This window comes from Fibrobacter sp. UWR2 (assembly GCF_002210285.1).
Classification (GTDB): domain Bacteria; phylum Fibrobacterota; class Fibrobacteria; order Fibrobacterales; family Fibrobacteraceae; genus Fibrobacter.
In genome coordinates, this window is record NZ_MWQE01000006.1 from 52,090 (window position 1) to 65,770 (window position 13,681).

At 55.7% G+C, this 13,681-nt stretch carries 12 protein-coding genes; 6 read left to right on the forward strand and 6 right to left on the reverse strand.

Features of this window, described 5'->3' with window-relative positions; genetic code table 11:
* Positions 1-2,085 (reverse strand): YgiQ family radical SAM protein, encoded by a 2,085-nt coding sequence (locus B7994_RS09325; RefSeq protein ID WP_088638190.1) that lies wholly within the window; start codon positions 2,083-2,085, stop codon positions 1-3.
* Between the two features lie 169 nt (positions 2,086-2,254).
* On the opposite strand from B7994_RS09325, the gene B7994_RS09330 reads away from it, so the two are divergent.
* From B7994_RS09330 to B7994_RS09340, 3 genes are read left to right on the forward strand one after another with little or no spacing between them, the layout of a single operon-like run.
* Positions 2,255-3,085 (forward strand): TIGR02147 family protein, encoded by an 831-nt coding sequence (locus B7994_RS09330; protein ID WP_088638191.1) that lies wholly within the window; start codon positions 2,255-2,257, stop codon positions 3,083-3,085.
* A 37-nt stretch (positions 3,086-3,122) separates the two neighbouring features.
* A complete protein-coding gene (locus B7994_RS09335; RefSeq protein WP_144063823.1) occupies positions 3,123-3,620 on the forward strand; it encodes a hypothetical protein in 498 nt (165 codons plus the stop codon).
* 33 nt (positions 3,621-3,653) lie between these two features.
* Positions 3,654-4,412 (forward strand): outer membrane beta-barrel protein, encoded by a 759-nt coding sequence (locus tag B7994_RS09340; RefSeq protein WP_088638193.1) that lies wholly within the window; start codon positions 3,654-3,656, stop codon positions 4,410-4,412.
* Here the strand turns inward: B7994_RS09340 and B7994_RS09345 are convergent.
* The 3 genes from B7994_RS09345 to B7994_RS09355 form a co-directional block, all read right to left on the reverse strand.
* Positions 4,409-5,068: an epoxyqueuosine reductase QueH gene (locus B7994_RS09345; RefSeq protein ID WP_088638194.1), complete on the reverse strand. Its 660-nt coding sequence runs from the start codon at positions 5,066-5,068 to the stop codon at positions 4,409-4,411. The genes B7994_RS09340 and B7994_RS09345 overlap by 4 nt on opposite strands.
* Positions 5,069-5,092: 24 nt before the next feature.
* Complete coding sequence (locus tag B7994_RS09350) at positions 5,093-5,482, reverse strand: hypothetical protein (protein ID WP_088638195.1); 390 nt, start codon at positions 5,480-5,482, stop codon at positions 5,093-5,095.
* 194 nt (positions 5,483-5,676) lie between these two features.
* Positions 5,677-7,056: a hypothetical protein gene (locus B7994_RS09355; protein WP_144063824.1), complete on the reverse strand. Its 1,380-nt coding sequence runs from the start codon at positions 7,054-7,056 to the stop codon at positions 5,677-5,679.
* A 96-nt stretch (positions 7,057-7,152) separates the two neighbouring features.
* Here B7994_RS09355 and rsmG point away from each other — a divergent pair, with 96 nt between their 5' ends.
* The gene (gene rsmG, locus B7994_RS09360) at positions 7,153-7,917 is read left to right on the forward strand and encodes a 16S rRNA (guanine(527)-N(7))-methyltransferase RsmG (protein WP_233143146.1); all 765 of its coding nucleotides are present in this window, start codon (positions 7,153-7,155) and stop codon (positions 7,915-7,917) included.
* Positions 7,918-7,989: 72 nt separating this feature from the next.
* On the opposite strand, the gene B7994_RS09365 is transcribed toward rsmG, so the two are convergent.
* Together B7994_RS09365 and B7994_RS09370 are read right to left on the reverse strand one after the other, a co-directional pair.
* Positions 7,990-10,176 (reverse strand): PorV/PorQ family protein, encoded by a 2,187-nt coding sequence (locus B7994_RS09365; protein ID WP_088638197.1) that lies wholly within the window; start codon positions 10,174-10,176, stop codon positions 7,990-7,992.
* The gene (locus B7994_RS09370; RefSeq protein ID WP_088638198.1) at positions 10,169-10,735 is read right to left on the reverse strand and encodes a hypothetical protein; all 567 of its coding nucleotides are present in this window, start codon (positions 10,733-10,735) and stop codon (positions 10,169-10,171) included. Before B7994_RS09370 ends, B7994_RS09365 begins: the two co-directional genes overlap by 8 nt.
* An 85-nt stretch (positions 10,736-10,820) precedes the next feature.
* On the opposite strand from B7994_RS09370, the gene B7994_RS09375 reads away from it, so the two are divergent.
* Together B7994_RS09375 and B7994_RS09380 are read left to right on the forward strand one after the other, a co-directional pair.
* Positions 10,821-12,143: an FKBP-type peptidyl-prolyl cis-trans isomerase gene (locus tag B7994_RS09375; protein ID WP_088638199.1), complete on the forward strand. Its 1,323-nt coding sequence runs from the start codon at positions 10,821-10,823 to the stop codon at positions 12,141-12,143.
* Positions 12,143-13,675 carry a DUF1538 domain-containing protein gene (locus B7994_RS09380; RefSeq protein WP_088638200.1) on the forward strand — a complete coding sequence of 511 codons (1,533 nt, stop codon included), beginning with the start codon at positions 12,143-12,145 and terminating at the stop codon, positions 13,673-13,675. The genes B7994_RS09375 and B7994_RS09380 overlap by 1 nt, the downstream gene beginning before the upstream one ends.
* Positions 13,676-13,681: the final 6 nt, after the last annotated feature.

A 13,681-nucleotide genomic window follows, 5' to 3' on the forward strand; every position in this document is an offset into this window, starting at 1 on the left:
TTATTTCCCCCAGGGGCTCTTTTTGCCGAAGCGGGTCTTCTTCTTGGGCCCGTAATTGAACGCGGGGTCCTTTGCCCTGCGCTGGCGTTCGGCGCGTTCTTCGCGCTCCCTGCGGAACTTTTCGCGTTCTTCCTCGGTCCAGCGGGGCTTTTCCTTTTTCGGGATGAGCGCATTGGCGCGCTCGCTGCGCATGTGCTGTTCGCGCTCGCGGTAATCGGCGTTGCTTTCGCGTTCCTTGCTGGGGAAGAACTCCTTTCCTTCCGCCTTCGCGCTACGGCTCAATAGCAGGCGCCCGATTTTGCCCAATTTCAGGCGTTCCAAGGTTGCGCGAATTTGCGGGCGGTTCTCCGGGATATACCAGAAGAAGAACTGCCTCTGGCTCTTTTTTTGCTCGGGTGTCTTTGCCACGTAAAGCGGCTTTCCGTCGGGCGTGAGTTCGCTGTAGAACATCTCGGTCGCAATCGTCATCGGCGTGGGGGTGAAATCTTGCACCTGCTCCAGCTGGAATCCGAGTTGCTTTGTCTCGAGGGCGAGTTCCGCCATGTCGGCTTCGGTACACCCGGGGTGGCTACTGATAAAGTAAGGTATTATCTGCTGGCGCTTGCCGATGCGCTTGCATTCGTCGTCGAAGAATTCCTTGAACTTGTGGAACAGCGTAAAGCTCGGCTTGCGCATGAGTTTCAGGACTTCGTCGCTCGTGTGTTCCGGTGCGACCTTCAGGCGTCCGCTTACATGGTAGTCGATAAGTTCGCGGGCGTATTCCTCGTGGTCCTTGCGCAGTTCCTCGTCGCTTGTCTCCTGCAGCAACATGTCGTAACGCACGCCACTCCCGATGAACAGGTGCTTCACCTTCGGGTGGTTGCGCACTTCGCGGTAGAGCTCAAGGATTTCCTTGTGGTGCGTGTCCATGTTGTCGCAAATCTTGGGCGTGAGGCAACTGGCTCGTGCGCACTTTTGGCAACGGCTCGGGTCGCGGCCACGCATGTTGTACATGTTGGCGCTAGGGCCGCCCAAGTCCGTGATGGTGCCGGCAAAGCCGTCCATCTTGGTAATCAAATCGACTTCGCGTAAAATGCTTTCGCGGCTGCGGCTCGCGATAAACTTTCCCTGGTGTGCGTTGATGGCGCAGAAACTGCACCCGCCAAAACACCCGCGGTGCGTATTGATACTGAACTTGATCATGTCGAACGCGGGCACGTTTCCGCGTTTTTTGTAGCGCGGGTGCGGTTCGCGTGCGTACGGGTATTCAAAACTTTCGTCGAGCTCGCCGTATTCGAGCGGCGGGTACGCGGGGTTGATGACGATGGTCTGTTCCGCGACATCCTGCAGAATGCGACGCTGGAACCACTTGTTGCATTCGATGTCCACCTTGCGGCAGTTTTCCATCTGCGTGCGCTTGCTTGCGAGGCATTCCTCGTAGCTTGCGAGGCGCAAGTCTTCCCACTGGTTGCTCTTCGGGACGTTCCCCTTGGGTGCTAAGTAGGCCGTCTGCGGTATGGAATGCAGGCTCGAGAACGGTACACCCTTCTTCAAAAGGCGCACCATCTCTTTCAGTGGCTTTTCGCCCATGCCGTAGACGAGGAGGTCGGCCTGCGTGTCGAACAGAATGCTCGGCTTTAATCTGTCGCTCCAGTAGTCGTAATGTGTCACGCGGCGCAGGCTCGATTCCAGCCCGCCAATCATCAGCGGCACATCGGGGTAGAGCTGCTTCAGGATTTTTGCGTAAGTGTACGTCGCGTAGTCGGGGCGGAAACCCGCCTTGTTGCCGGGCGTGAAGGCATCGTCGCTGCGCAGGCGTTTTGCGGCGGTGTAGTGGTTCACCATGCTGTCCATGCCGCTACTGATCGCGAAGAACATTCGCGGGCGCCCGAGCTTCTTGAAATCGCGTAAGTCGTCGCGCCAGTTGGGCTGCGGCAAAATCGCGACCCGTAAACCTTCGTGTTCAAAGAGCCTTGCCACCACGGCGTGCCCGAAGCACGGGTGGTCCACATAGGCGTCGGCGCTGATGATGATTACGTCCACGTAATCCCAGCCGAGTTCGTCTAGGTCTTCCTTGCATATGGGGAGGAATCGCGGATCGTACATGGGGCAAAATTTAGTAAATAGCGGTTGCCCTCGGCGGGCGATACCCTTCCATATGAAACAGGGTGTTTCATAAAATATAGGAAAATGGATAAATGTTTGAAAATATTCGCGAAATTGTTGAAATTTTGCAAATAATGTTTCATGGAAAACGTATATTTATCCATGAACAATGAAGCCGATAACGGAATACGAAGATTACCGCGCTTATCTGCGGGATTTCTACGAGGAACGGAAGAAGACTTCTGTTTTCTCGTGGCGCGAGTTCGCGAAGCTTGCGGGTTTTTCGTCGTCGGGATACCTTAAGCTCGTTTGTGACGGAAAGACCAGGCTCTCCAAGACGGGGGCCATCAAGGTCGCTCCGGCGATGGGGCTCGCAGGGTTCCAGGCGGAATATTTCTGCCTAATGGTGGAATTCTGCGATGCGCCGGATGACAAAGTCCGCATGAACGCTTATTCCCGGATGCGGGCCCTGGCGAAGGAGAACGGGGTCCGCATCTTGGGAACTGAGGCCTTTAGCTATTTCACTTCGTGGGTGAACCCGGTGGTCCGTGAGCTTGCACCGGTCATGGCTGGCGCGAAGCCTTCGGATATCGGGAAAATGTGCGTGCCCGAGGTCAGTGCCGGGGAGGTGCGCAACTCGCTTGAACTCATGGTGCGCATGGGCTTGCTCGAACGCAGGCCCGATGGCAGTTACGTGCAGACGGACAAGGGTGTTTCTGGAAAATCTACGGCGATTCCCTCGGCGGTGCGTACCATGCAGAAGCAGTATGCCTACCTTGCCGCCGATGCGGTCGACTCGTTCCCGCCCGAATCCCGACATATTTCCGGATTGACTGTGGGTATTGATGCCCGCGCCTTTGAACGACTCCTTGTCGAGCTACATGAATTTCGCCGTAAAATAGCCTCCATTGTCTCCGATGTCGAAAACTACGACCGCGTATATCGATTAAATTTACATCTGTTCCCTCTTAGCAACCCCATTGGAGAAAAAGATGTATAGCGAGAAGTTTGTCCAGAATAAAGCATCTTTGTTCGGCATGTTGGTCACCCTGTGCCTCGTTCTCTCCGGTTGCGTCGGCTTTACCGAGGACTGGTTTACCTGCAGCGATGCCGATGCCGCCATATCGGGCCATACCGAAGAGGCTCCTAAAATAGACAGCCCCGATTCCTTTAGTGCGTTGCAGAAAATGATTGCGGGCTCGTTGCAGGTTGATTCTGCCTCGAACACGCTTATGATGATTGTTGATTTTCGGGATACATGTGTTGAATCCGGATCGTCGTTTGCACTGGGCTTGGATGATACCTTCCCGGATACCTTGATAGCGGAATTCGGTATCGAAGACTACAACTTGGTGCTTTCGCCAGTGTCGAAGGTCTATCGGATTGTCTTTGCGGACGGAGAGGACTATAAATTGTATGCTATCTGGCGCCAGCTGTATTTCGATACTTATCCTGCATACTGGAAGTTCGATGAAGACAGGTTCGAAATCCGGATACTGGGAAATTTCAATTCCTGCCCCGTTTACAGGAACTGATTAGAACAGTCGTAAAAAAAAGGAAGGAGAAAAATGAGGAAGGGAGTATTGTCTGTTTTTATATTGGTATTAGTTTGTCTGCCATTGCTGGTCGGCGCTGCTGAAAAAAAGGACAACGGTCCTTTTGATGTTGGTGTCCGCCTGGGAGCGCAGATTTCAAACCTTCATACTGACGCGCAATGGGGCCCGTATCCCGATATATCGGGGCCGGGCGGAGTGCTTTCGGTTGATTTCTCGCATGGGTTTACGGATAACTTTTACCTGCATACGGCGCTAGGGTTGGACTTCCGTACATACTCCACATATGTCGAGATGAGCATCGCTTGCGATGGAGATTGTGGTGGAGCATGGGAAGGTGACGAGATATATTCCTACCTCTACCTAGAAGTTCCCGTAATGGCGCAGTGGCGCACGTCGGTGCTGTTTGTCGAGGCGGGGCCGGTTGTCGACGTGATGCTCTTCTCCGACAAGGAACATGTCGTACCGGAGAGGTATCGCGGCCAGAGTGATGGCTGTTACGAGGACAAGCGCTTCGGTGCTGGTGTCGTCGCGGGTGTCGGTCATGTGTTCGGTTTTGGCCTTTCGATAGATGCGCGCGTGTCGTTCCAGTTTACGGATGTGGTGTCCGGCGACAAAAAATGCCTCACGGCGCATTCCGAGGAATCCCAATTACAGATGGACGTGGAGACGGGTGAGGCAACGGTCACGAAACTCTGGGAATCCGACGAGTACATGGGCGGATCCTACTACAAGGTGCTGAAATACCAGATTGGTATCGGGTACTGGTTCTAGGGCGTGCTGCCCTCGTTTTTCTTGGCTTCCCGCTCTTCGGCTTCGCGCTTTGAGTACGCGCAGCCGCAGTAGTTTTGACGGTAGAGGTTGTATTCGGCAGAGAGTTCTATGGAACGCTTGTTTCCGCCCTTGCGCTTGAAGTCGCTGGGGAGCGCCTTGACGCCGTAGATTTCGCCCTGTTCCTTGGCCACCACGTTTAGCACCTGTTCGTCTTTCTTGGGGCTGATGGTGAGCGTGGTGGTGAAGTAGTCGAATCCCATTTCCTTCGCGAGTTTTGCCGTTTCGCCGAGACGCAGTTCAAAACACTTGCGGCAGCGCTTGCCGCCTTCCTTCTCTTCTTCGAGCCCGCGCGCGATGTCGTAGAACTTCTTGGGGTCGTATTCGCCCTCGATAAATTTCACCGGATACTTTGTCTTGAATGTAGAGACGAAACGCTTGATTTCGGCGACGCGGTGGGCGTATTCCTCGGAAGGGGCGATATTCGGGTTGTAGTAGAAAATCGTGATGTGGAAGAACTGCGAGAGGTACTCGATGCAGTAGGTGCTGCAGGGCCCGCAGCAGGCGTGCATTAGGAGCGTAGGGACAATTCCCTTGCGCTGGTTCCAGCGGATGATGTAGCCGAGGTCGCGCTGGTAGTTGTGATAGGCTTCGCCCATAAATCTAGTCCTAGGTTCTCTCGTCTAGAAATCGAGTGTGCCGAATGCCGTTATCCAGAAGCAGATCGTGGCGACGACGGCGAAGCTGCCCATGACCATGCGTTCCCTGTAGGCCGTGCTGAACAGGACTGTCGCTGTGTAGAACGTAAGGTAGACCGCGAAGAAGAACGCGAGGATGCGCGTAATCATGAACGGGATAATCTCGGGGACGATGTGGCCTGCGCTGAGGAGTACGAACATCGCGAAAAACTGCATGCAGATGGGAATGATGAACGCCTTGCGCGCTTCCTTGGGAACCACCTTGTTACGACCGTTCATGGCGTACAGGCCGAGTGGGGCGCCGAATGCGAGAGCCACGTTCAGGGCGATGGACGGCAAGAAGAAAATGGCTCCGATGATGGTCGCGATAGTCATGGCGTAAAGATAAAAAATAACCCCCTCAGGTAAAGGAGGAGACCTGAAGGGGTTTGGGAGTGTTTGGGTATCTATAAGATACCTATTTGCAGGGGCTTGGGCGGGGAAAATCGTGATATTCTTGTTTACACGTGTGAACAATTCTGTGTACGGAATATGGCGATTTTTGCTCAAAATCGGCAATTTTGACCGATTTAGAAGAAAAATCCGGCGGTTACCTGTGCATGGGTGGGGTGAAAGTTCGAGGTTTCCGTGCGCTGGAAGGCTGCCGTGAGGGCGAATTCGAGGAAGTCCCCGTAGATGCGGGTCTCGGTGCGGACTTGGAGCTTTTTCTGGGGGCTTGCTTCCGGCGCGACGAGAGCGATGCGGTAGCTGTTCCTGCGGCTGCCCGCGTTTTTTTGGCCGCTTTTCCTTGCGAGAATCTCGTCTAGTTCGGCGGCGATTTCGAGACGCGGCGCCTGCCAGGAATTGCCGGAGCGCTCGTGCCGGGTGCGCGCCCCGCCGGTAAACGTTGCGGTTTTTTGCCCGAAGGCATGCGAGGAGGCTATCTTGGCCTGGTATACGGTCTGGTCGCAGTCGCTTGCCGCTTCGATGCATGTGACTTTTATGGCGGGGCGAGCAATTTCCGGCCCGCCGGAAATGTCGATGGAGAATCTTCCGGAGATACTGTCGGAACGGAGCGGCCTCGTGGCCCTCGCGCTCACTGTTGCCTTCGTGTTGAGGAAATCTTTTGCGTGCAGGGTTAAGTTCTGCGTCGACCAGAAACTGTTCTTGAGGATGCTTGTGCTCAGGCGGGCCGGGGCCGGGATGGAATCTCCGTGGATATAGCCTGTCGTACTCCACGAGAAGGCGGAAGTGTTCCTGGTGCGGAAGGAGAATCGCACCAGCGGGGAAGATTGCCCGGCCTGGTACCATGCGGTGATTCTTCCGGAGGGGACTGTGAGCGTGAGGCTCCCCGATGGTGAATCCGTGCTTGCCGAGTCTCCCTTGCTGTACCAGATTGCCGCCTGTGCCGTAAACTTGGAAAACGGGCCTGCCGTAATCCCTGCGTATGTTACTTTGGATGTATCGAACGCTGCGGAAAGCCTGAATTTTCCGAGGGAATAGGAGATGGCGGTGCCCCAGAAGGTATCGAGCGGTATTTCGGAATGCAGTTCTCGTGAGGAGACCTGCCCGAAGTGCGCCTCGCCCCGCTTGCTCCTGTAGGTGAGGAGTTCCTGCGTACCGAGCCTGAGGGTGAGTCTGCGGAATGCAAGCTCGAGTTCCTTGCGGTGGCTCGAGACTGCTCCTGTGGAATCGAGCCGGAGTTTCGTTGTGTAGTGCCCGTGGTAGAACTTGCGTACGGAATCGGGCATGGGTATGGCCGGATCCCCGCAGGGCTCGTCGGAGTAGATTTCGGCAAGTGCGCATGCTTCCCGCATGTTGCCTTCGTCCATCAGCGAAATAATCTCGTTCGCCTCTTCGGGTGCGATTAAACCGTCGTCCCACCATTCGAAAACCTTGGCCTCGGTGAGTTCCGCAGCCAATACCTGTACGGCAGCCATCAGTGCCATGAGTAAAAGTCTCTTGCCCATTTCTTCTCCGCAATAGTGCTCTACTTATAAAGACGGTTTCGCGGGCAAAATAAGCCGTTTGATGACCTTTTTTCGTATCTTTTTTAAATTTGGGGTATGGCAAGTTCGTCCTGGTCAAAAAAAACATTCGCTCGCGCGGGCAGTTCTGCGGGTCGCGACTTTGTTCCGCATATCAAGGCGCCGCGTACCGATTTCCCGCTGTTTAATGGCAAGCGCGTGAAGCCCTCGCTTGAAGGCCTCGACAAGCTACTGCATTACTATGGCGTGGAACTTCAGGAAAGTTCCCTCAAGCAAATATGGGAATTTCACCAGTTGCTACGTGCCAACAACGAAGACCAGGACTTGACTCGCCTGAATGCGTTCGAGACGATGGTGGAACGCCACTACGCGGACTGCACTCTCATTAATGCGTTTGTTCCGGAGTGGCCCGCCCGCATGATAGATGTCGGGAGTGGCGCCGGTTTTCCGGGGATTCCGCTGAAGTTGGTGAATCCGCACATCCGTCTTACTTTGTGCGAACCGCGCCCGAACCGCATCAACTTCCTCAACATGGTCATCGAGAAGATGGGCCTTAAGGGCATCGACGTGTTCGGCCACAAGGTTACGAGCAGGAGCATGACCATCCCTGTGGATGGCGTCATCAGCCGTGCGTTCGAACTCATGGAGAAGACTCTCCCGCGCATTGCAAATTCACTCAAGGTCGGTGGTCGCGTCTACTTTATGAAGGGTCCCGGAGTGGCCGACGAACTCGCGGTATTCCACCCCGAAGATTTCGGATACAAGTTTGTCGGGAAGCATTTCTACACCATCCCGAACAGCACGCAGGACCGCGCCCTGATAATACTCGAACGTGTAGAATAATCCGCGCTTGTATTGAGGAATGAAAAAAGTCGGGCCCGTTGCCCGACTTTTAAACTATTGTCTAGTGACTGATTAGAACTTGAACAGGGCGCCGAAGCGCATCTGGCCGTCACGCACGCCGTCGTTGTCGCCCACGTCCATGATGGTCGCAAGGTCGAACTGCAGCATATCCGAAATCATGAATCCGATACCGAAGTCGGCTTCGTTACGCTTGCCGGTCCGGTCATAGAGGTAGCCGAGGCGGAGAGCCACGGTGTTCGAATAAATGAATTCCAGGCCGGTGTTGAAGACACCCTGTAGCAGCGAGTTCTTGAATGCGGTAAATCCGTGACCGCCGCGTTCGGGGTGCCCGATGGATTTCCAGCAGGCTATGTAGAACGGCTCGGGGTCGCCCTTATCGTCGTCGTACACGACTTCGCGGTTGTAGTCCGCGGCAATCGTGAGCCTGTAGTCGGCAAGCGAGAGGATTTCGTAGGAAAGTCCCACGCGCCAGGTGAGCGGAATCGGGTCCTCGATGGTCTTGTCTACGTAGTAGACGCTCGGGCCGATGTTCGCGAGCACGAGAGCGAAGTTCAACTTGTCGATAAACAGGTCCTTCTTGAGGATGCCGATATCGAATGCGTAGCCGAATGTTGTCGCTTCTTCTTCGCCGGCACCTGCACCGGAACTCAGGTCGGAGTAGAACAACTTGATGGAGAGGCCGAGACCCCAGTTGTTCGGGAACCGCGTGCCGTAGCTTACGCCGCCCACGATTTCGGAACTGTTGTAGGCCACGAGGTCGTCGGCGTCTACGTCGCCCGAGACAACGGTGGAACCGAAACTCACGAAGTTCACGAAGAACCCGAGTGTTCCCCATTCGGCAACGGGGACGGTCATGCCGCCGAAGAGGTGGTAGAGGTCGGGAATGTTCAGGATAGGCAGGAGCTTCTCGTAGAACGCGACGAGCTGGTAGTCGGCATCCTTGTAGAGTTCCATGCCGTTTGCGGTACTGAACCACACGTCGCCGCCCTGCGGCAGGACCTTCCATACCTTGTTTGTGCTGAGTCCGTTACCCGAATGGAAATGCAGCCACTCGTCTTCTTTCTTGACGCTGCCTTCCTGTTCGGCGACTCCGCGTTCGAGTTCTGCCTTGCGTCCGCTTGCGGTCGCGTAGTCGGGCAGGTGGCGCCACACACCCTTGTCGGTTGCAATCCAGATATGGCCCTTCTGGTCTACGGAAATGTCGTTCACCACGTTGCCGTCGAACTGCACCTGTTCCCACTTGCGCAGGTTGAAGTGGCTAAGGCCGCCCTTGTGCGCCGCCCATACGTGTGCGGAACTGTCTACGGCGAGTGCTGTCGGGTGCAGGTCCATGATGCCGTCCTCTTCGGTGAAGAGGCTCCAGCGGTCCTTGTCGTTGATACTCTTCTTGGGCACGAGGCGCGCGATGCCGGCGCCGTCGACTGCAACGTAGAGTTCCTTGCGTTCCTCGGACCACACGAGGTCGTTAATCTTCTGGCTCGGGAGCACCTTGCCCTTCTGCTCGAACTGCCCGTTACGGTACAGGAACAGGCCGTTGTCGGTACCGATCCAGAGCGATGCGCCCTGGTTCTCGAGTGCGTTGATACGGTGCGACCCGAGTTCGCTTTCGTAGCTCTTCCAGGCCTTGCCGTCGAAGCGGTAGAGCGCCTTCGGGGTGCCCACCCAGAGTTTTTCCGTGCGGCTCTCGTAGAGGAGCGCCGTGATGGTGTCCTTCACCACGAGGTTCCACGGGATTTTCACTTCCACGACATGCGATTCGTCGTCGGCGTTCTTGATGTCGTTGAACTTCTTGACCTGGCGGGTGTATTCGTCGAGCCCGCGCTCGGTGCCGGCAAACACACGCACGGCGTCCTTGACTTTCGCGTTGCCCTGGAGCGTCACCGTGTGGTAGTCGACCCACTGTTCGCTATCGTATTTCAGAATGCCGTTGACCGTACCTGCCCAGAGCTCGCTCTTGGAGAAGAATCCGTTCTTGGAACGGCTTGCCATCTGCGTAAAGTGGGGAGTCTTCTTGCCGTCGGCGGGGTACGAGACCTTCCATTCGTCGGCGAGAGGCCCGAAGGCGAGGCCTGCGGGGTTGTAGAACATGGCCGAAGCATCGTCGGCAAGTGCGGCACCCGCTTCGCCCATGCCGAGCTGGCGTGCGCCAACGGGCATTTCGAGGGTGATGATGGCCGAACCTGCGGCTAGCGAGATTGCCGGTGCAAAAAGTAATGCAGAAAGTAGAGATTTACGCAAGATGCCTCCAGTCGGGGACGTCGTAGGAGCTTCCGTGGGTGGGGACGACCGCTTTCCAGCCGGACTTGCTCGGGTTTTCCCAGGGCTGCTTGGGCAAAAGCTTGCAGTCGCAGCCGAGCACGTATGGCGGCAGTATTTCCGCATGGTTGCGGATCTGTTCGCGGGTAATAAAGTTTTCTTCGTGGACGAACTTCACGTATTCCTTGCCCTTGGGGCCGAGTTCAATCCTGTAGGTGACGGTGCCGTTCTGGTCGCCGTCGTCGATAGTCTTGATGGTTTCCTCGATGGAGGCGTTCCACTTGTCGAGATATTCCTTCCGCTGTTCGGGGGTGAGCTGTTCCTGCGTCTCGAGCCAGGCGCGGATGGAATTTTCGGAGGGTTTCACGGCTGTGATGGATTCCCTGGCCGGGCGGACGACCACGGCGTATTTGCCGGACACGTCGATGACCGGCTTGACTTCCTCTTTTTCGTCGGCACTATGGATGACTACATAGGCTCCAATTCCTGCGAGGATGACGGACAGGATGATGATAACTATGACAATGATGACTGATAGCATAATCTTTTCCGTTCTATATTAGAATTCCTCTTTTCTCAAAAACTAGCATTTTCTATCTTGTGGGGTAGGAGTTTTTATGTTAAAAATGAAGTTTTTTCTTGTTCTGTTGTTTTCTGGCATAGTATGGGCCATCCCTTTCAATGTAGAAGTGGTAAAAACAGGTGATGGCGACGAGATTCGTGCGGGCCAGCTTATCAAGGTGCACTACAAGGGCTACCTCTATGCAGATATTGTAAAGTTCGATAGCCTGAAGGTCGTGGCGGATTCCATTGCCAAGGCCGATTCCGTAGCGAAGGCGGCGGCACCGAAGGCCGATGCAAAGAAGGGCTCGAAGAAGGCAGACAAGAAGGTTGAAGAGGTTAAGCCGGATTCCGCTGCCGTGGATAGCCTTGCAGAAGAGGCTCCGGTCGATACGCTTACCCCGTTTGCCGATACGTATGCAAGTGGCGATCCCCTGGAATTTACTATTGGCGTGGGCCAGGTGATTGCGGGCTGGGACAAGGGCATTGTCGGGATGAAGGTGGGCGAGGTCCGCAAGCTTACTATCCCTTACGTGATGGCATACGGCGAGAATTCGCTCGAAGGCATCCCCCCGTATTCCGACCTTTATTTCGAGGTGGAACTCGTGGCCGCAGAAAAGCCCATGGAACCGGACGTGTTCCCGGCTGATTTGAACAAACTAAAATGGTCGGACAAGGGCAAGGGCCTCAAGATTTACGACGAGAAGGTCGGTTCGGGCAAACCGGCGATGATTGGCACGAACCTCAAGGTGCACTACACGGGTTGGCTCGTTTCGGGCCGCAAGTTCGGCAGTTCCAAGGATATGGGCAAGCCGTTCGAGGTGGTGCTTGGCGCGGGCAAGATGATCAAGGGCTGGGAACAGGGCCTTGACGGCATGCGCGAAGGCGGTGTGCGTTGGCTGCGCGTGAGCCCCTCCATGGGTTACGGCGCGACCGCGTTCACGATGATTCCGCCGAACTCCACTCTCGTGTTCCGCGTCGAACTTGTAGAATCGATGGTCGACCCCGAGATTGCTGCCAAGATGGACTTTTTCCCGGATACGACAACGCTCGCCTTCGAGCACGGTTCCGAAGGACTGCGCTATGCGGTTATCCAGAAGGGCGAGGGTGAACCGGCCCGCGCTGGCGCGAACGTGAAGGTGCATTACACGGGCTGGCTCACGAACGGTTACAAGTTCGACAGTTCGCGCGACCGCGACCAGGCATTTGTGTTCCCGTTGGGCGGTGGTCGCGTGATTCGCGGCTGGGACCTCGGTGTGGCGGGCATGCTTCCGGGTGAAAAGCGCATATTGATTATCCCGCCGGGCCTCGGCTACGGCAGCCGCGGCGCGGGCCCCATTCCGGGCGGTGCAACCCTCATATTTGCAGTGGAGTACCTGGGCGAATAATGCTCAAGATTCTGGCCGAAAAACTTAGGGAGGCTTTTGCGTCGGTTTTGCCAGTGACGCTCATTGTGCTGGCGCTCTCGTTCACGCCTCTTGTTGACTTTACGGCCAAGGAACTTGTGATTTTTGCGGTGAGCGCGGTGTTCCTCGTGATGGGCATCGGGCTTTTCAATTTGGGCGCCGACCTTGCCATGACCCCGATGGGCGAGCATGTAGGTTCGGGCCTTACCAAGTCGCGCAAGGTGCTGCTGCTCCTTTCTGTATGCTTCATGATGGGTGTGCTCATCACTGTTGCCGAGCCCGACCTTTCGGTGCTGGCCGAACAAGTGAAGAACGCTGTTGAACCCATGTTGCTTATTGTGACGGTGGGCATTGGTGTCGGCCTGTTCCTGTTGCTTGCCATCGTGAAGATTGTCTGGAAAAAGGACCTCTCCACGATTATCATATTCTTCTATATGGCGCTGTTCATGATAGGCATGCTCATGCTTACGTTCGGCAAGGAGGCGTTCGTGCCGCTCGCCTTCGATTCGGGCGGCGTGACGACCGGCCCCATCACGGTGCCGTTCATCATGGCACTCGGCGTCGGTGTCGCCGGCGCCATCGGCGGCAAGAACGCAAACGAGAACAGCTTCGGGCTTATCGCGCTCTGCTCCATCGGGCCTATCATTGCGCTCATGGGGCTTGTGCTCTTCTCGAAGGGCGACCTCACTTACCGCCTTGTGGAATCGAGCTATTCCATCGATGCCTTCCTCGGTGAAAACTTTATCCCGACGGTAGCGGGTGTCGCGAAGGAAGTGCTCATCGCCCTCGGGCTCATCATCGTGTTCTTCCTTGCCCTCCAGTTCGTGGCGCTCAAGCTTTCGCGGGCGAAACTCGCCCAGATGTCGTTCGGGATTTGCTATACGTTCATCGGGCTCGTCATCTTCCTTACGGCGGTGAAGGTCGGCTTTATGCCTGTTGGGTTCCAACTCGGGTGCGCTCTCGCGAAAATACCGCGGCTCCTCGTTGTTTCGGGTTTTGTCATCGGTATGGTGGTCGTGCTTGCCGAACCCGCGGTGCACGTGCTCAACAAGCAGGTCGAAGAAATCACCGGCGGGCTTGTTACCAAGCGCTCGATGCTCATCGCGCTTTCTGTGGGTGTGGGCATTTCCATCGGGCTTTCGATGTTGCGAATTTTCTACGGTTTCCCGCTTGTCTACTACCTCATTCCGGGCTACTTCATTTCGCTCGGGCTTTCGTTCTTCGTGCCCAAGCTTTATACGGCCATTGCCTTTGACTCCGGTGGAGTCGCGAGTGGGCCATTGACTTCGAGCTTTATTTTGCCGCTTGCCATCGGGGCGTGTTCCGTAATCCACGACGGCGGCGATTCCATACTGAGTTACGCGTTCGGCATTGTGGCAATGGTCGCGATGACCCCGCTTATCACTATCCAGGTGCTCGGTTTCAAGGCAATCGCCTCGAAGAAGATAAAAAACCGCCTGATGATGCGCCGTATCCAGGATGCCGACGACGAACAGATTATAGATTTTGTGTAGGTTGGA

Excerpts from the sequence above, each read along its gene's own strand:
- B7994_RS09335 (WP_144063823.1), top strand. The coding sequence starts at position 3,123 with ATGTTGGTCACCCTGTGCCTCGTTCTCTCCGGTTGCGTCGGCTTTACC.
- B7994_RS09350 (WP_088638195.1), bottom strand. The coding sequence starts at position 5,482 with ATGACTATCGCGACCATCATCGGAGCCATTTTCTTCTTGCCGTCCATC.
- B7994_RS09375 (WP_088638199.1), top strand. The coding sequence starts at position 10,821 with ATGAAGTTTTTTCTTGTTCTGTTGTTTTCTGGCATAGTATGGGCCATC.
- B7994_RS09340 (WP_088638193.1), top strand. The coding sequence starts at position 3,654 with ATGAGGAAGGGAGTATTGTCTGTTTTTATATTGGTATTAGTTTGTCTG.
- B7994_RS09345 (WP_088638194.1), bottom strand. The coding sequence starts at position 5,068 with ATGGGCGAAGCCTATCACAACTACCAGCGCGACCTCGGCTACATCATC.
- B7994_RS09325 (WP_088638190.1), bottom strand. The coding sequence starts at position 2,085 with ATGTACGATCCGCGATTCCTCCCCATATGCAAGGAAGACCTAGACGAA.
- rsmG (WP_233143146.1), top strand. The coding sequence starts at position 7,153 with ATGGCAAGTTCGTCCTGGTCAAAAAAAACATTCGCTCGCGCGGGCAGT.
- B7994_RS09330 (WP_088638191.1), top strand. The coding sequence starts at position 2,255 with ATGAAGCCGATAACGGAATACGAAGATTACCGCGCTTATCTGCGGGAT.
- B7994_RS09355 (WP_144063824.1), bottom strand. The coding sequence starts at position 7,056 with ATGGGCAAGAGACTTTTACTCATGGCACTGATGGCTGCCGTACAGGTA.
- B7994_RS09370 (WP_088638198.1), bottom strand. The coding sequence starts at position 10,735 with ATGCTATCAGTCATCATTGTCATAGTTATCATCATCCTGTCCGTCATC.
- B7994_RS09380 (WP_088638200.1), top strand. The coding sequence starts at position 12,143 with ATGCTCAAGATTCTGGCCGAAAAACTTAGGGAGGCTTTTGCGTCGGTT.